Here is a 15,531-nt window from a genome sequence, read left to right on the forward strand (position 1 = left end):
TTGGCGAATTCGACAGCGGTGTTTTGGCAGATATTGTGGGCTGTAGGCAGTTGACCCCTAGATGCTGTTTCGCGTCAAAACACCGACACGGCGCGCGCCCCGCCTGAGAGGCCTTTTCGGGCCGCAGGCGAGGCGGGGTGTGCTTCAGAGTTGGACAATCTGTTTGCCGATGTTGCGCCCATTCAGCAGGCCCATGAAGGCCTTTGGCGCGTTTTCCAGCCCTGTTGCAATGTCTTCAAGGTAGGCCAGTTTGCCAGTGGCAACCAGCGGGGCAACCTCGGAGAGGAAGGCCGGGTAATGCTCAAAATGGTTGGAAATGATAAAGCCGTTGACGGACATCTGCTTGACCAGAATGGAGCGCCAGAGCAAGGGGAGCTTATCAGGGCCCTGGGCCTCGACACCGCCGAGTGCGCCCGCGTTGTAGCCCGAGATCATCCCGCAGACGGGGATGCGGCCGAAGGTGTTCATCAGCGGCAAAACCGCCTCAAAGACCTTGCCCCCCACGTTCTCGAAATAGATGTCCACACCCTTAGGCGCGGCTTCGGCCAGCGCGGCGCGCAAGGAGCGGGCATCCTCGTGGGCGCGGTGGTCGATCGCGGCGTCAAAGCCGAATGTGTCAAGCGCCAGCGCGCATTTATCTGCTCCGCCCGCGATGGCCACGGTGCGCAGGCCGCGCGCTTTGGCCAGCTGGCCAACCATGGAGCCGACAGGGCCTGTGGCGGCGGCAACCACCAGCGTTTCGCCCGCTTTGGGGCGGCCCAGCTCGGTGAGGCCATACCAGCCCGTGAAGCCGGGCATACCCAGCACCCCAAGTGCTGTGGTGGGCGGCAGAGGGCTGTCAAGCTTGCGCAGCTCGCGCGCGGGCAAACAGCCGTGGCTGGCCCAGCCGAACATGCCAAAGGCCATATCGCCCACGGCGAAATGCGCGGAGCGCGAGGCGATGACTTCGCCCACGCCGCCGGCTTCCATGACCCCGCCGATGGGCACGGGGGCGGCGTAGCTTTTGGCGTCGTCCATGCGGCCGCGCATGTAGGGGTCAAGCGAGAAGGCGTGCAGCTTGACCAGCACCTCGCCTTCGGCGGGCGCGGGCAGGGGCCGCTCCACCAGCGCGAAATCGCTGTCTTTGGGAGCGCCGACGGGGCGGGCGGCGAGGGTGATCTGTTGCATCATTTCGGTCATGGGGTTTCTTTCCTGTTTTCTGTGCCGCGGTAGCGGAAGACGCCTGTTGCGGTGGCGATAAGTGCGCCTGTGCTGTCGTGTATTTCGCCAGAGGCGAAGGCTGTGGAGCGGCCGCCGCCTGTTTTACGGCCTGTGGCTATGACATGCGTGCCTGATGCCACGCCTAGATAGCTCACATTGAGCGAGAGGGTCATGACGAGCTGGCGCAGCTCCGGATCGCCTGTGTAGGAGACGGCAAAGCCCATGGCTGTGTCCAGGAGCGTGGCGTGCACACCACCATGGAGGATGCGGTAGCGGTTGCCCAAATGGTCTTTGAGGGGCTGCTCAAGAGTGCAAGCGCCGTCTGTCCAGCTTGTGAGGGTGAATCCGAGGGTTTCCTGGAACGGGTAGGGGGGTTCGATCAGGGGTTTGCGCATCAGACTGTCCTTGCGGCGGAAAGGCCCGCGCGGGCGAACTCGGGCACATAGGCCCCAAGGCGCTTGGCCTGCTCGGGGGAGGAGGCGTTGCCATCGAGCGCGCGTTTGAGCACGCCTTGCAGGATCGCGCCCATGCGAAAGAAGCAGAAGGCCAGGTAGAAGCCGAAACCGTCGATGCCGGCAAGGCCACGGCGGGCGCAATAGGCGGCGATGAATTCCTCATCCGACATGAGGCCATGCGCGGCGCGGTCCACCCCCGCAAGGCCGCGCCCTTCGGCCCCCTGCGGCATCGACCATTGCATGATCACGGCGGCCAGATCGGCGTAGGGGTGGCCGATGGTGCTGAGTTCCCAATCAAGCACGGCGGCGATGCGCGGCTCGGAAGGGGCGAAGAGCAGGTTGTCGATCCGGTAGTCGCCATGCACCAGCGTGCGCTGGCCGTCTTCGGCGGGAATGTTGCTTTGCAGCCAGTCTATGAGCGCTGTCATATCGGGGATGTCGGCGGTCTGGCTGGCCTCGTATTGCTTGGACCAGCGGCCGATCTGACGGGCATAGTAATTGCCTTCGGGGCCATAATCCGAGAGCCCCGCAGCGGCGATATCGACATCGTGGATCGCGGCGAGCACGCGGTTCATCTCGCTCATCACCGCGTGGCGCTCTGCGGGGGCAAGGTCTGGCAAGGTCGGCTCGGCAAAGACGCGGCCTTGCACCGCTTCCATGACGTAGAAGGCGGAGCCAATCACGCTGTCATCCTCGCAGAGCGCGTGCATCTGCGCGACGGGGACGGCAGAGCCTGCCAGCGCCTTTTGCACACGAAACTCGCGCTCCACCGCATGGGCGGATTTGAGCAAAACCCCGGGCGGTTTGCGGCGCAGGACATAGTCGCGCGCGGGGGTTTTGAGAAGGTAGGTCGGGTTGGACTGGCCTTGAGAAAACTTTACCGCCTCAAGCGGGCCTGAGACTCCATCGACATGGGGGGTGAGCCATTTGGCAACGGCGTTGGTGTCGAGTGTGTTGGTCATAGGGCCCTCAGCTATAGGTGAGAAGCCGCGCTTCATTGGCGGCATCTATGTGGGGAGTTTCGTTGAAGGTGCTCAGATGCTCGGCGCGCGGGGTGATGATGAGCCGGCTCACAGCGCAATTTTTGATCTGGAGTTGCAGGCGGATCATCGCATCCGCAGGCGCGCCCATGACCTCGCCCACGGTCTGCCCGATGGCACCGCCCGAGGAAACGACAAGCACGGTTTCATGGCCCTCGCCCATCGCCTCGGCGCGGGCGGCGCGCACGCGGGCTGTGAAGGCGGCGTAGCTTTCCGGCGGATCGGTGATCTCGCCGCGCTGCCACTCCAGCACGGTTTCGCGCAGGGCCTTGAAGTGCGCGCGCCTGTCGGTGTGCAGGTTGTGAGGGCGGGCGCGGCCCTTGAAGCGGGCTTCCAGCAACCCGCCAAAATCAAACTCGTTGAAGCCTGAAAGGATGCGGGGCGGGGCCGTGTGGCCGAGCGCTTCGTTGATGCCTTCCCAAGTCTCGGCATGACGGCGCTGTGCGCCGAGGCAGACCGCATCGGGGGCAATGCCAAGCGCTTTCAGAGCCTGACCGAGCGCGCGGGACTGCGCGTGGCCAAGCTCGGAGAGCTTGTCATAATCAGCCGCGCCAAAGCTGGCCTGGGCGTGGCGTATGAGGATGAGCTGGGCCATTATGCGCCTTCCAGATAGCGCAGGCCGAGCCAGCGGGCGGCAAGCGCGGGCTTGTCCTGCCCCTCGATCTCGACCGTGACATCATAGGTGAGCCTATAGCCGCCATCGGGCCGCGCGCTCAGCTCGGCCAGTGTAAAGCGGCCCCGCACGCGCGCGCCTGTGGGCACGGGGGAGAGAAAGCGGATTTTGTCAAAGCCGTAGTTGACGCCCACGGCCTCGCCGGCAAGTGCCGGCATTTCATAGACCATGGCCGACAAGAGCGAGAGCGTGAGAAACCCGTGCGCTATGGTGGTGCCAAAGGGGCTGGCCGCGCCTGCGGCGGGGTCAAGGTGAATGGGTTGCCAGTCTTCTGTGATGTCGGCGAAAGCCTGGATGCGCTCATGGCTCATCTCATACCAGCGGCTCAGGCCGACCTCCTGGCCGACGCGTGCTTGCATGGCTTCAACTGTGAGCGCTTCGGCCACTAGAGATCCTCGTTGAAGAGCGAAATGGGCGCGGCAGACTGCATCCCGCCCGAGAGCGGCAGGATCGCCCCGCTGACATAGGCGCCGGCGCGCGAGCAGAGGAACTGCAAGGCGCCTGCGATGTCTTCGGGGCGGCCAACGCGGCCCAGCGGCACGCCTTTGGCCGACTGCGCGCGGCCTTCTTCTGTGCCAAGGGCGAAGTCTGTCATCTTGGAGGGGAAGGGGCCGGGGGCGATGGCGTTCACGGTGATGAACTCTGGTGCGAGATCATTGCTCAACACGCGGGTCATGTGGTGCACAGCGCCTTTGGAGACGGCGTAGGAATAGGTCGTTGTGCCTTTGGGAACCTCGCCCATGACAGAGCCGACATTGACCACGCGGGCGGGGTCTTCAAAGCTTGCCGTCTTGCGCAGGAGCGGCAGCAGTTCTTGCGTGAGGTGGAACATGCCCTGCACGTTGAGTTTGAGGAGCTTGTCCCAGGCATCGTAAGGATGCGCGCCCAGCGGCGCGCCCCAGGAGCGGCCTGCGTTGTTCATCAGGATATGGAGCGTGTCGGTGCGGGCCTCAACCTCGGCCACGAGCGCCATGATGCCTTCCTCTGTGGCGACATCGCCGCCGAAGCCCTCGGCTGTGCCTGAGTAGCCCTTGGCGTTGAGCTCGGCGGCCACGGCCTCGCAGGCGGCGGCCTTGCGCGAGGCGATGAGCACCCGCGCGCCTGCGGCCACAAGCCCCTCGGCGGCCATGCGGCCAATGCCTGTGGCCCCGCCTGTGACGAGCGCCACCTTGCCTGTGAGATCAAAGAGAGAAGAAGGGGTCATCATGTGCGCAGCTCCGGCAGTGTGTAATCTTCAAATTGTTTTCGTAAGGTGAGTTTGCTGACCTTGCCTGTGGCCGTGAGCGGCAGGGCCTCGACCCAGAGGACATCATCGGGCAGCTGCCATTTGGCGAAATGCTCGCTCATATGGGCGTGCAGCGCCTCAAGGCTCGGGCGCGCCTCACCGGCGGGCACGGCGACCAGCACGGGGCGCTCATCCCACTTTGGGTGGGGGATGGCGATGACGGCGCAATTGGCGATGGCTTCGTGCGACATGGCGGTGTTTTCCAGATCAATCGAGCTGATCCACTCGCCGCCCGATTTGACCAAATCCTTGGCGCGGTCCTGAATGCTGAGAAAGCCCTGCGGATCAATGCTGGCGATGTCGCCCGTGCCGAACCAGCCCTCGGAATCAAAGGCTGTGGCGCTGGCCTCTTCGTTGTTGAAATAGCCCGAGATGATGCCATTGCCGCGCACGAAAAGCTCGCCAGCGGCGACGCCATCATGGGGCAGGCGGTTGCCATCTTCATCGTTGATCTTGAGATCAACGCCAAAGACGCGACGGCCCTGAAGCGATTTCTTGTCGATCTGCTCCTTGAAGCTCTTGGTCTTCACGGATTCAGGCATTTTGCCGTGGGTTCCGATCGGGCTCATCTCGGTCATGCCCCAAGCGTGAACGACATCGACCCCGAGCGTCTCGAAACCTTCGATCATGGAGCGCGGCGCAGCCGAGCCGCCCACGACGATTTCGGAAAAGCCCTCGGGCTTGCGGCCCTGCGCCTTGATTTCGCCCATCAAACCCAGCCAGACCGTGGGCACGCCCCAGGCGGAGAAGACCTGTTCGCTGTCCATGAGTTTGAACAGGCTGGGCCCATCAAGGGCCGCGCCCGGCATGACGAGCGAATGCCCCATGAGCGGCGCGGCATAGGGCAGGCCCCAGGCGTTGACGTGAAACTGTGGCACGACCGGTAGGATTTTGGAGGCGGGCGGGTAGCCAGCACCGAGCACAAGCGAGACATAAAGCGCATGGAGCACTGTGGAGCGGTTGGAGTAGAGCGCGCCTTTGGGGTTGCCTGTTGTGCCGGAGGTGTAGCAAAGGCCGGCGGCGGTATTTTCATCAAACTCTGGCCAGGTGATGCTCTCTGGCTGGCCCGACAGCAACTCTTCATAGCAGAGCGCATTAAGCGTGTTTGCGGGCATATGCGCGCGGTCTGTCATCACCACATAGGTGAGGCCTTGGGGCAGTTGGTCTTTCACTGCCTCAAGCAGCGGCACGAAGGTCACATCGGTGAAGATCATCTTATCGGCGGCGTGGTTGACGATGTAGATGAGCTGCTCAGGCGAGAGGCGTGGGTTGATTGTGTGCACGACAGAGCCGATGCCCGAGACGGCATAGTAAAGCTCGAAATGGCGGTAGCCATTCCACGCCAGCGTTGCGACACGGTCGCCGAGCTGCACGCCCTGTGCTTGCAACGCATGGGCGAGCTGGGCTGTGCGCGCGGCGGTTTCGCGGTAGGTCTGGCGGTGAATGTCGCCTTCTGTGCGCACAGAGATGATTTCGGCATCGCCATGCGCCTCGGCGGCATAGTTCAGAATATCGCTGATCAGCAGCGCTTGCTGCATCATCATGCCCTGCATGTGGGCTCCTCCCTTTTGGTGCGTTTTGTCACGCTTTTGAGAGAGCCTAACCTTGGCAGGGATCAGACTCCAAGCCTGTTTCGCTTCTGGCGGGCTTTGACGTTGCGGCGCTAGAGGGCGATCTCAAGAACCCCTCCGGCTTTGGCCGCGCGGGACCGGCAGAGGATGACCTCGCTTTCGCGCTGTTTGGCGGAAAGCACAAAGTCGCGGTGCTCCACCTCGCCGGCGATCAGCCCGCATTTGCACACGCCGCAAAGGCCATCGGAGCATTTGACATCAATCGCGATGCCATTGGCTTGCAAGACATCGGTGGCGATTTCATCGGCGGCGACGGGCAGCAAGCGGCCATCACGCAGCTTGAGCGTGAAAGCGTGGTTCACATAGTCGGGCTGCTCGGGGAGGGAGAAATACTCTAGATGCCGCGCCTCTTCGGGGAAGCCAGCGGCTATTGCGGCCTCGATGACCCCGTCCATGTAGCGGGTGGGGCCGCAGGTGTAGACATGTTGGCCTTCTTGGTAGCCCGCAAGAATGCTGGAGAGGTCGGCGCGGGAGCCTTCATCAGAGAAGTGATAATGCACTTTATCAGCCCAGGGCATAGCGGCGAGATCGGCCAGATAGCCCGCCGAGGCGCGCGAGGCGCAGGAATAGTGCAGTGCAAAGTCACGCCCCAGTGCGTGAAGGCGGTGGGCGAAGGCGATCATCGGGGTGACGCCGATACCGCCGCCCATGAGATAAGTTTTGCTGGCGGTCTCATTCAGCTCGAAGTGGTTGATCGGATAGGAGACGAAAACCTTGCGCCCCTCGGTAAAGATACGGTGCATAAGGGCAGAGCCGCCACGGCCCTCATCCTCGCGCAGCACGCCGATCTGATATTTGCTGCGGTCGGCAGGGTCGCCCGACATGGAGTATTGGCGCAAAAACTCGGGGGAGACGAGAATATCAAGATGCGCGCCTGCGCGCCATTCGGGCAGGGGCGTGCCATCGTCGGTGCTGAACTCGTATTTGGTGACCGTCGCTGTCATAGCCTCGGCCTTGGTGAGCGTGAGGCGCATGACGGGGGAGGCGGTGTCGTTTGTGTAGCGGTGCACGACCGACATATCGCCCGCTGCGATACGCTTTCTATACTCCCCTGCCGTGACGAGCGCCTGATAGGCGCGGATGCCTGCTTCGCGGTCCATCGGGAATGGGTAGGGGTAGGGGTGTGGCGCAAGGGGCGCGGGGTAGACGGCCAGCGTCTGGTCTTCATGTTTCAGGTCAAGGTCGCGTTGCAGATCGCGGCGGTTGACCTCATGGGGGGTGGGGCGGTAGCTGCCATCGTCCTGAAGCTCGATATCCCACCACCATTTTTTCACATCATTCAGCCCGCCGTTGCCGAGCATGTCGTCAAGCTTGGCCAGGGGCTTGGCGAGCTTGGGGATGTTTGACGCGGCCCAGCGGAAGGGGGCTTCAGCAAACAGCCCTTCAAGGTTCCACGGGCAGGTTTTCATGCAGCGGCCACACATGGCGCCGCCTTTTGTTGTGACGCGGTAGGTGGTGCATTTCTGGCTGTCGGATTTCCAGATTTCATAGCCGTTGAACATGCGCTTTGGTCCGGCGGTTATGGCGCCTGCGGGGCATTCGCGCGCGCATTTGTTGCAGGCTTCGCAAAAGGCTTGCAGGCCAAAATCAATCGGCTTGTCATGGGCGATTGGCATATCTGTTGTCACCACGCCCGATTTGAGGCGCGGGCCAAGATAGGGATTGAGGATCACCTCGCCGATGCGGCTCACCTCGCCCAGCCCGGACAGCAGAAGAAGGGGGGGCTGAAGCACCTCCCCATCCATCACCGTGTGGGCCTTGGCCTTGTAACCAAGGTTGCGGATATGCTGCGCAATCACCCCGCCAAGAAGCGAGAAGCGCAAATAGGCGCGCATGGATTGGGCCACGGCGATCCAGTCATCGCCTGAAGAGCCTTCGGTGGTGGAATAGCCCTGATCAATGATCATCGAAATGGCTTGGTCATGCTGCGGGATGATCTTTTCGCCGGTGGCGTCATGGCTATACCATGTCCAGTCGGGGCAGCGGGAAAGCCCCACGGCATCGACGCTGAGAAAATAGCTCGCCGCCTTGATATTGGCGGCGTTGCGCGCGGCGTCAGAGGGCTTGGGGCCAGCGGCGCTTTCGCCATCTTGCAAGAGCACAAACGCCCCGAGCGCGCGGCGCTGGGCGCTGCTGGGGGCAGCCTTGCGCACATAGTAGCCGCCCTTGGCCGCCTCTTGCAGGGCTTTGCCCATGTCACCGAACTGGGCGCGCGCGAACATATCGGTGCGCTTGGGCACACGGGCAACGCGGGCCGCGTCGATATAGGTCGTCGGGTTTTCCACGCGTTTGAGCCGCTCGAAAGGATGCGCGCCCATGGCATAGTCGCGCCGCGCGTAAGCGTCGCGGTTGAGCGCAGATTTGGCATGGCCGAGGCCAAGCCACCAGCCGGGGGCGAACTTCGCCTGATCGGACCAGGGCGCGAGCGGCTTGTCATGGGCGATGGGCATGTCTGTGCTTACGGCGGCAAGGCCGAAGCGCGTGCCAAGCCAGGGGGCGTGGGCCTTGCCCTCTTCAACAGAGCAGAGGCCCGCAGCAACGGCGAGTTGGCCAAGGTCAAACTCTGTGCTGGTTTCGGTGTGCGCGCGGGCGGAGAAGCCCAGAAGGCGGATATAGTTGGCCAGAACCGTGGCCGTTTCGGCCCCCAAAAGAGCGGCGCGCTGGGCCTGGGCATCCATGATCCAGTCGCTGCCGGACTCATCTGCGCGCGGGTCGCGGTTGTATTCGACCAAGAACACAAGGCAGCTCTTGTGGCCCGAAATCTCGCCCAGAGGCGCGCTCATGCTGTCGCGCAGATCGGCCATGATGAGATCAATGCCAGACGCGAGCGTCTTTGTCTGGCGGGTCTTGAGCGCCTCGGCAAGGCGAGCGATATCGGGGTTGTGGCGCGGCTCTGGCAGCCATGCACAGGCGGGCAAAGGCCCTGCGCCGACCATCGACATATCGTTGAAATAGGCGAAAGATTTGAGATGCTCGGCGCGCGCGATCGGGCAATCGGGGATGCCTGCGCGGGATTTGTTCACAAAGCCGTCGCGGATGGCGTCAAGCATGGCGGCGAACTCGCCCATGGCGTTGACGATGCTTTCGGGGTGCTCCGGACGCGCGTAGCTGAGCGGGGCGCGGGGCGTGAGGCCAGCAAGGCTTGGCAAAGCCTCAAGGCGGGCGAGCTTTTCCAGAGGGTAGCTGCCCAAGTGAAGCGGGCGGTTTTTGTCGGAAAAGAACCTGAGGCCCATGGGTTGCGTGCTCCCTCTGCTGCGCGCCTGAGCTTGCGCCGAATTCTTGGGGGATTCAATTCCTCATCAAAACCTGTGATAGAAGAGCCAAGATAGCCCAAAGGAATCAGCCCATGCCCCTTTCGCCCGACCATATCCCCGCCGATCTTTTGCCCGTGATGGAGGCGCTGACCCGTGTGGGCCGCGAAGTGGCCGGCATTATTGCGCGTGGGCCGCTGGGCGACTCGCTCTCTGCGGAAGTGGGCGAGAACAGCGATGGCGACGGGCAGAAGGCGCTGGATGTGATGGCGGACGAGATGTTTGAAGCCGCGCTGCGCGACACGGCGGTGCGCTACTATGCTTCTGAAGAGCAGGAGGGCGTGCTGGAGCTTGGCGCGGGCAAATATGCGCTGGCGATTGACCCGCTGGATGGCTCTTCCAACATTGATGTGAATGTCTCGATCGGGACGATTTTTTCGATTTTTGAGGCGAAGGACGGCGCTGAGGAAAGCTTCTTGCGCCCTGCCAGCGAGCAGGTGGCGGGGGGCTATATTGTCTTCGGTCCGCAGACGGGCATGGCAGTGACCTTTGGGGACGGCGTGCTGATCTATGCGATGGACCCTGCCACGGGGGAGTTTGTGCTCGTGGAGACGGGCAAGCAGATCCCTGAGACGACGAAGGAATATGCGATCAACGCCAGCAACCGCCGCCACTGGGTGCGCGGCGCAAAGGCCTATGTGGAAGAATGCGAAGCGGGCGAGACGGGGGCCAAGGGCAAGAATATGAACATGCGCTGGGTGGCAAGCCTTGTGGCGGAGACCCACCGGATTCTGACGCGCGGCGGCGTGTTCCTCTACCCTGCGGATGCGCGCAAGGGCTATGAAAACGGGCGCTTGCGGATGCTCTATGAATGTGCGCCGATTGCGTTTTTGATCGAGCAGGCCGGCGGGCAGGCGCACGACGGGATGACGCGGATTCTGAATAAGAGCGCGCCTGAATTGCACGCGCGCACGCCGCTGATTTTTGGCTCTCGCGAGGAAGTTAAGCGGGTGCGGGAGCATTACGAGAGCTGATTTCGAATTTGCTTCGCAAATCCGACCCGCTGGGGGCGCTGCCCCCAGACCCCCGGCCAGGCTGGGGGACCAGTCCCCCAGACCCCCTGGGATATTTAGGGCAATAAGAAAGAGCGGTGGCTTTGTGGGGCTGTGTTTTCGCTAACGGGCTGGCCCTTTCTGGGGGAGGCGTGGTAAGGCGGGTGAAATTCTGCTTTTTATCCTCACGAGGTTCCTGATGGCTCTTATCACGCTCCGCCAATTGCTCGATCATGCCGCCGAAAACGACTACGGTGTGCCGGCTTTCAACATCAACAACATGGAGCAGGGGCTGGCCATTATGAAGGCCGCTCAGAAGGCCAATGCGCCGGTGATCATGCAGGCGAGCCGCGGGGCGCGCGCCTATGCGGGTGATGTGATGCTGGCGCATATGATCCGCGCCTTGGCGGAGATGTATCCTGATATTCCGCTCTGTATGCACCAGGACCATGGCAACAACGAGCAGACCTGTCTTTCCGCGATCAAGCATGGTTTTACATCGGTGATGATGGATGGCTCCTTGGAGGCGGATATGAAGACGCCGGCGGACTGGGAGTATAACGTGGATATCACAGCCAAAGTGGCGCGGATGGCGCATTGGGTGGGGGCTTCTGTGGAGGGCGAGCTGGGCGTTTTGGGCAGCCTTGAGACCGGTGAGGCCGCCGAGGAAGACGGCTCGGGCGCGAGCGGCAAGCTGAGCGAAGAGCAACTTTTGACCGACCCGGACGAGGCGGCCGAATTTGTGAAGCTCACGCAGGTGGATGCGCTGGCGATTGCTTGTGGCACGAGCCATGGCGCTTACAAGTTTTCCAAGAAACCGACGGGGGAAACGCTGGCGATCAAGCGGATCGAGGAGATCCATGCGAAGATCCCGAATGTGCATTTGGTGATGCATGGGTCTTCGTCGGTTCCGCAATATCTTCAGGACCTTATCAACGAATTTGGCGGCGAGATGCCCCAGACCTATGGCGTGCCTGTGGAAGAGATTGAGCGCGGTATCAAATCGGGTGTGCGCAAAGTGAATATCGACACCGACAACCGCATGGCCATCACCGGCACATGGCGCAGGATTGCGCAAGAGATGCCCCGCGAGTTTGACCCGCGCAAGTTTATGATCCCTGCGATGGAAGAGATGGAGAAGGTCTGCCTTGACCGCTTTGAGCGCTTTGGCACGGCGGGCAATGCGGGCAAGCTCAAGCCTGTGTCGATGGACGACATGGCGAAGCGCTATGACAGTGGGGCGCTCGATGTTTGAGCACAAAATCAAGATTGCACCGTCCATTCTGAGCGCGGATTTTGCCAACTTCGGGCAGGAAATTCAGGCCATTGAAGCGCAGGGCGCGGATTGGGTGCATGTGGATGTGATGGACGGGCACTTTGTGCCCAACCTCACCTTTGGCCCCATGGCTGTGAAGGCGTTTCGTCCGCATGTGAAGACGGTGATGGACGTGCATCTGATGATTTCGCCGGTGGACCAATACATCGACGCCTATGCCGATGCGGGGGCGGATGTGCTCACGGCGCATATCGAGGCGGGGCCGCATATTCACCGCACGTTGCAGGCCATCAAGGGCGCGGGGATGAAGGCCGGTGTGGCGCTGAACCCCGGGACGCCTGCGGAGTCTGTGGCGCATCTGCTTGATTTGACTGACTTAATTTGCGTTATGACGGTCAACCCCGGCTTTGGCGGGCAGAAGTATATCGACATGACCGCCAAGGTGCGTGCCTTGCGCGCGATGATTGGCGACCGCGAGATTCATATCGAGATCGACGGCGGGATGGACCCGAGCACGGCACCCTTGATGGCCGAAGCGGGGGCAGATGTGCTTGTGGCCGGCTCGGCGGTGTTCCGGGGGGGCTCGGTGCAAAACCCCGAGGCCTACGGCGACAACATCCGCGCGATTCGGGCGGCGGCCGAGGGCGCGCTTTAACCCAGCCTTGAACAGGCGGAGCTTGCTGAGCATAGTGCGTCTCAAAGGAGATGCGCTATGAGCTTGGCTGACCGTTTGAGCGAAGAGATTGCCGCACGGCGGGATGATCTTGTTGCCTTGTGTTGTGACCTTATCAAAATTCCGACGCTGAATCCGCCGGGGGAGAATTATCGCGAGATATGCGCGTATCTTGACCGCAGGTTGTTAAAGAAAGGTTTCCAGACGGAGCTCATCCGTGCGCTGGGGGCTGTGGGTGATTCGGACAAATACCCGCGTTACAACATTGTTGCGCGCAAAGAGGGCGCGCGCGCGGGGGAGTGTGTGCACTTCAACTCCCATATCGACATTGTCGAGGTGGGGCGCGGCTGGACGCGGGAGCCGTTTGGCGGCGAAGTCATTGACGGAAAGGTTTACGGGCGCGGCGCCTGTGACATGAAGGGCGGCTTGGCTGCGAGCATTATCGCGGCGGAGGCGTTTATCGATATTTGCCCTGATTTTGCGGGTGCAATCGAGATATCCGGCACGGCAGACGAGGAATCCGGCGGCTTTGGCGGCGTGGCTTATCTGGCCGAGAAAGGCTATTTCAACCCTGAAAAAGTGCAGCATGTGATCATCCCCGAGCCGTTGGGGCACGACCGTATTTGCCTTGGGCACAGGGGTGTTTGGTGGGCCGAGATCGAGACTTATGGCGAGATTGCCCATGGCTCCATGCCCTTTCTGGGCGACTGTGCGGTGCGCCATATGGGGGCGGTTGTGAGCGAGATGGAGCGCTCGCTTTTCCCCGCTTTGGCGCAGAAGCGCACCGAGATGCCTGTGGTGCCTGACGGGGCGAAACAGAGCACGATGAACATCAACTCGATCCACGGCGGCGAAGCGGAGCAGGCGGCGGATTATACTGGTTTGCCAAGCCCTTGCGTGCCTGACAGCTGCCGTATGGTGATTGATCGCCGCTTCCTGATCGAGGAGGATATTGACGAGGTGCAGGAGGAAATTCACGGGCTTTTGCGCCATGTGCAGGCGGAGCGGGAGAACTTTACTTACGATGTGCGCGAGTTGCAACGGGTGCTGCCGAGCATGACCGAAAAGAGCGCGCCTGTGGTGCAATCTGTGGCGCGCGCGATTGCCGATGTGATGGGGCGGGAGGCAGATTATGTTGTCTCTCCAGGGACTTATGACCAAAAACATATTGACCGTATCGGGCGGCTGAAGAACTGTATCGCCTATGGGCCGGGGATACTCGATCTGGCGCATAAGCCGGATGAATATGTCGGAATTGACGACATGGTGGGCAGTGCGCAGGTGATGGCGCTCAGCCTTCTGGAGCTTCTGGACGGACGCGAAAGTTAACCCGGCGCGCGGAAGGGTTAACGGCGAATTGGGCGGCTAAAATGGGGGGGGGTGAAAAGCGTGCACAAGGCGTGCACCCCCCGTGCACCGCCAAAACGTTAATTTCTATTCGGGAAATCCGGTTAACGGGGCGTTCGGTGGGGCGGTAGATGCGCACGCAGGTTAAGGAAGGCGCGCAGAGACTGCGCACGCAGGGTTGTTGAGGTGCGCAGAGACTGCGCACCCTACGGCGGCGGCGCTGCGGTAGGTGTTGTGCGTGGGGCGGCGGCGGGATTTGGATATTTTTGGCAATAAGAAAGGCATGGACAGGTTTGCAGCGCTCTCAAGTATAATCTAGGCTTCATATGGGCCGGCCTCAGAAGGCTTCAGTGGCAGTGGCAGTTTGTATTTGTTTGGGGGAAAGACATTGGCAGCATCAGAGCATAAGAGTGTCTCCCTTGCATGTGCAGTCGCAAAAGGACGGGTTCTTGCTCATGCACAAGCTTTCCGGCATCGGCGACATCGAGCGGCTTGAATACCTTGTTCATTCGACGGAGCGTGATCTGAAGCCTGTCCAAACGTCTGATCACGCGCTGATTGCCCTGCTCTATCCTGCCATGCTTTCGGGACGTGCCTTGCACTTTGAAGGGGTTGTGACGGACCAGCTGCTGTTCCAGATCAAACATGATGTGATGCCGCTGCTTGCGGCGCGGGACGAGCGCTTGCAGCCGATCGAAATCACCGCCGCTGGGCAGACCCCTGCCGCGGCCGGTGCGGCGGCGTCAGACGTGGGTACGGGGTATTCTGCGGGTGTAGACAGCTTTGCCACTTTGCAGCTTTACTCAGAGGCCCATGCGCCTGCCTCCCACCGCATTTCGCATATTGCGCTGTTTCAGAACACGCAGACGGCAACGGGCGGCTTTCTGGACGGGATGGTGGCGCGCGCCGAGGATTATAGCGCGCTGAAGGGCTTGCCCTTGTCCAAGGTCTCTTCAAATATCGAAGCCGTGATCAGCGCCGTGGAGACTTTGGGGCGGGCCGAGTCTTACCGGCAATCCCATTCTCTGCGCTCGGCGGCTTCGGCGAGTTGCCTTGCCTCGGGGCTGCGGCGCTATGTTTTTTCCGGGAGTTATGATTACCGTTTGGTGACTGTGGCGCAGACCGTAGACGTGGCCTATGTGGACCCGATGTTGATGCCTCTTCTGAGCACGGCGGCCTTCGAGTTTGTCAGCGGGTGTGCGGGGATGCGCCGTTTTGACAAGACTTTGCTCGTTGCGGACAATGCCGAGGCCTGGAAGCATTTGCATGTCTGTATCCGCCGGACCGGCGCTGCGGACAGCCAGACCAAGGGGCGCGGGCGGGCAGACTTCATCAATTGCTCATCGTGTTGGAAATGTGTGCGCACGATTTTTACGCTGGAACTTGAGGGCAAGCTGGAGCGCTTTGGGGCTGTGTTTGACTTGGCGCTTTTTGAGCGCAGCCGGAAAGATGTTGTGAAGAATCTGCGCCATAGGGCCAAGATGGGCGATGGTCAGGCGGTGGATGTCTTGGCTTATGCCGAGACGAAAGGGGGCTTGAACGCGTTTTATGCGCGCAAGTTGCAGCTTGGGTCTTGAGGGCGGGCACGAGATAGCACTTGAAGACTCGCGCCCTTAGGGGGCAAACTTGCGGCAAGCGGGTTGGGGAG

Annotated in this window: 13 protein-coding genes; 5 read left to right on the forward strand and 8 right to left on the reverse strand. The window is 61.7% G+C overall.

The annotated features are described in order from the left end of the window. Nucleotides 1-144 precede the first annotated feature (144 nt). From Q0478_RS10710 to Q0478_RS10745, 8 genes are all read right to left on the reverse strand, one after another. Nucleotides 145-1,179: an NADP-dependent oxidoreductase gene (locus Q0478_RS10710; protein ID WP_298679090.1), complete on the reverse strand. Its 1,035-nt coding sequence runs from the start codon at nt 1,177-1,179 to the stop codon at nt 145-147. After that, the gene (locus Q0478_RS10715; protein ID WP_298679092.1) at nt 1,176-1,595 is read right to left on the reverse strand and encodes a PaaI family thioesterase; all 420 of its coding nucleotides are present in this window, start codon (nt 1,593-1,595) and stop codon (nt 1,176-1,178) included. The genes Q0478_RS10710 and Q0478_RS10715 overlap by 4 nt, the downstream gene beginning before the upstream one ends. After that, entirely contained in the window at nt 1,595-2,617 is a 1,023-nt protein-coding gene (locus Q0478_RS10720; protein WP_298679094.1) for a phosphotransferase family protein, read from the reverse strand. The genes Q0478_RS10715 and Q0478_RS10720 overlap by 1 nt, the downstream gene beginning before the upstream one ends. A gap of 7 nt (nt 2,618-2,624) precedes the next feature. Next, nucleotides 2,625-3,290, reverse strand: a complete 666-nt coding sequence (locus Q0478_RS10725; protein WP_298679096.1) for a histidine phosphatase family protein — start codon at nt 3,288-3,290, stop codon at nt 2,625-2,627. Continuing rightward, nucleotides 3,290-3,754 carry a MaoC family dehydratase gene (locus tag Q0478_RS10730; RefSeq protein ID WP_298679098.1) on the reverse strand — a complete coding sequence of 155 codons (465 nt, stop codon included), beginning with the start codon at nt 3,752-3,754 and terminating at the stop codon, nt 3,290-3,292. Before Q0478_RS10730 ends, Q0478_RS10725 begins: the two co-directional genes overlap by 1 nt. Beyond that, the gene (locus tag Q0478_RS10735; protein WP_298679201.1) at nt 3,754-4,572 is read right to left on the reverse strand and encodes an SDR family oxidoreductase; all 819 of its coding nucleotides are present in this window, start codon (nt 4,570-4,572) and stop codon (nt 3,754-3,756) included. Before Q0478_RS10735 ends, Q0478_RS10730 begins: the two co-directional genes overlap by 1 nt. Further along, entirely contained in the window at nt 4,572-6,206 is a 1,635-nt protein-coding gene (locus Q0478_RS10740) for a long-chain-fatty-acid--CoA ligase (protein ID WP_298679100.1), read from the reverse strand. The genes Q0478_RS10735 and Q0478_RS10740 overlap by 1 nt, the downstream gene beginning before the upstream one ends. A gap of 110 nt (nt 6,207-6,316) precedes the next feature. After that, nucleotides 6,317-9,517: a reductive dehalogenase gene (locus Q0478_RS10745; protein ID WP_298679102.1), complete on the reverse strand. Its 3,201-nt coding sequence runs from the start codon at nt 9,515-9,517 to the stop codon at nt 6,317-6,319. A gap of 113 nt (nt 9,518-9,630) precedes the next feature. On the opposite strand from Q0478_RS10745, the gene Q0478_RS10750 reads away from it, so the two are divergent. The 5 genes from Q0478_RS10750 to Q0478_RS10770 all read left to right on the forward strand — a co-directional run bounded on the left by Q0478_RS10750 (nt 9,631) and on the right by Q0478_RS10770 (nt 15,460). Beyond that, nucleotides 9,631-10,569 carry a class 1 fructose-bisphosphatase gene (locus tag Q0478_RS10750; protein WP_298679103.1) on the forward strand — a complete coding sequence of 313 codons (939 nt, stop codon included), beginning with the start codon at nt 9,631-9,633 and terminating at the stop codon, nt 10,567-10,569. 217 nt (nt 10,570-10,786) lie between these two features. Then, a complete protein-coding gene (gene fba, locus Q0478_RS10755; RefSeq protein WP_298679106.1) occupies nt 10,787-11,842 on the forward strand; it encodes a class II fructose-bisphosphate aldolase in 1,056 nt (351 codons plus the stop codon). Continuing rightward, nucleotides 11,835-12,518: a ribulose-phosphate 3-epimerase gene (rpe, locus tag Q0478_RS10760; protein ID WP_298679108.1), complete on the forward strand. Its 684-nt coding sequence runs from the start codon at nt 11,835-11,837 to the stop codon at nt 12,516-12,518. The genes fba and rpe overlap by 8 nt, the downstream gene beginning before the upstream one ends. A gap of 57 nt (nt 12,519-12,575) precedes the next feature. After that, nucleotides 12,576-13,865, forward strand: coding sequence for an acetylornithine deacetylase/succinyl-diaminopimelate desuccinylase family protein (locus Q0478_RS10765; RefSeq protein ID WP_298679110.1), 1,290 nt, complete (start codon nt 12,576-12,578; stop codon nt 13,863-13,865). 473 nt (nt 13,866-14,338) lie between these two features. After that, complete coding sequence (locus Q0478_RS10770) at nt 14,339-15,460, forward strand: hypothetical protein (RefSeq protein WP_298679112.1); 1,122 nt, start codon at nt 14,339-14,341, stop codon at nt 15,458-15,460. The last annotated feature ends 71 nt before the right edge of the window (nt 15,461-15,531 follow it).

The sequence above is a fragment of the uncultured Lentibacter sp. genome, from assembly GCF_937123735.1.
GTDB lineage: Bacteria > Pseudomonadota > Alphaproteobacteria > Rhodobacterales > Rhodobacteraceae > Lentibacter.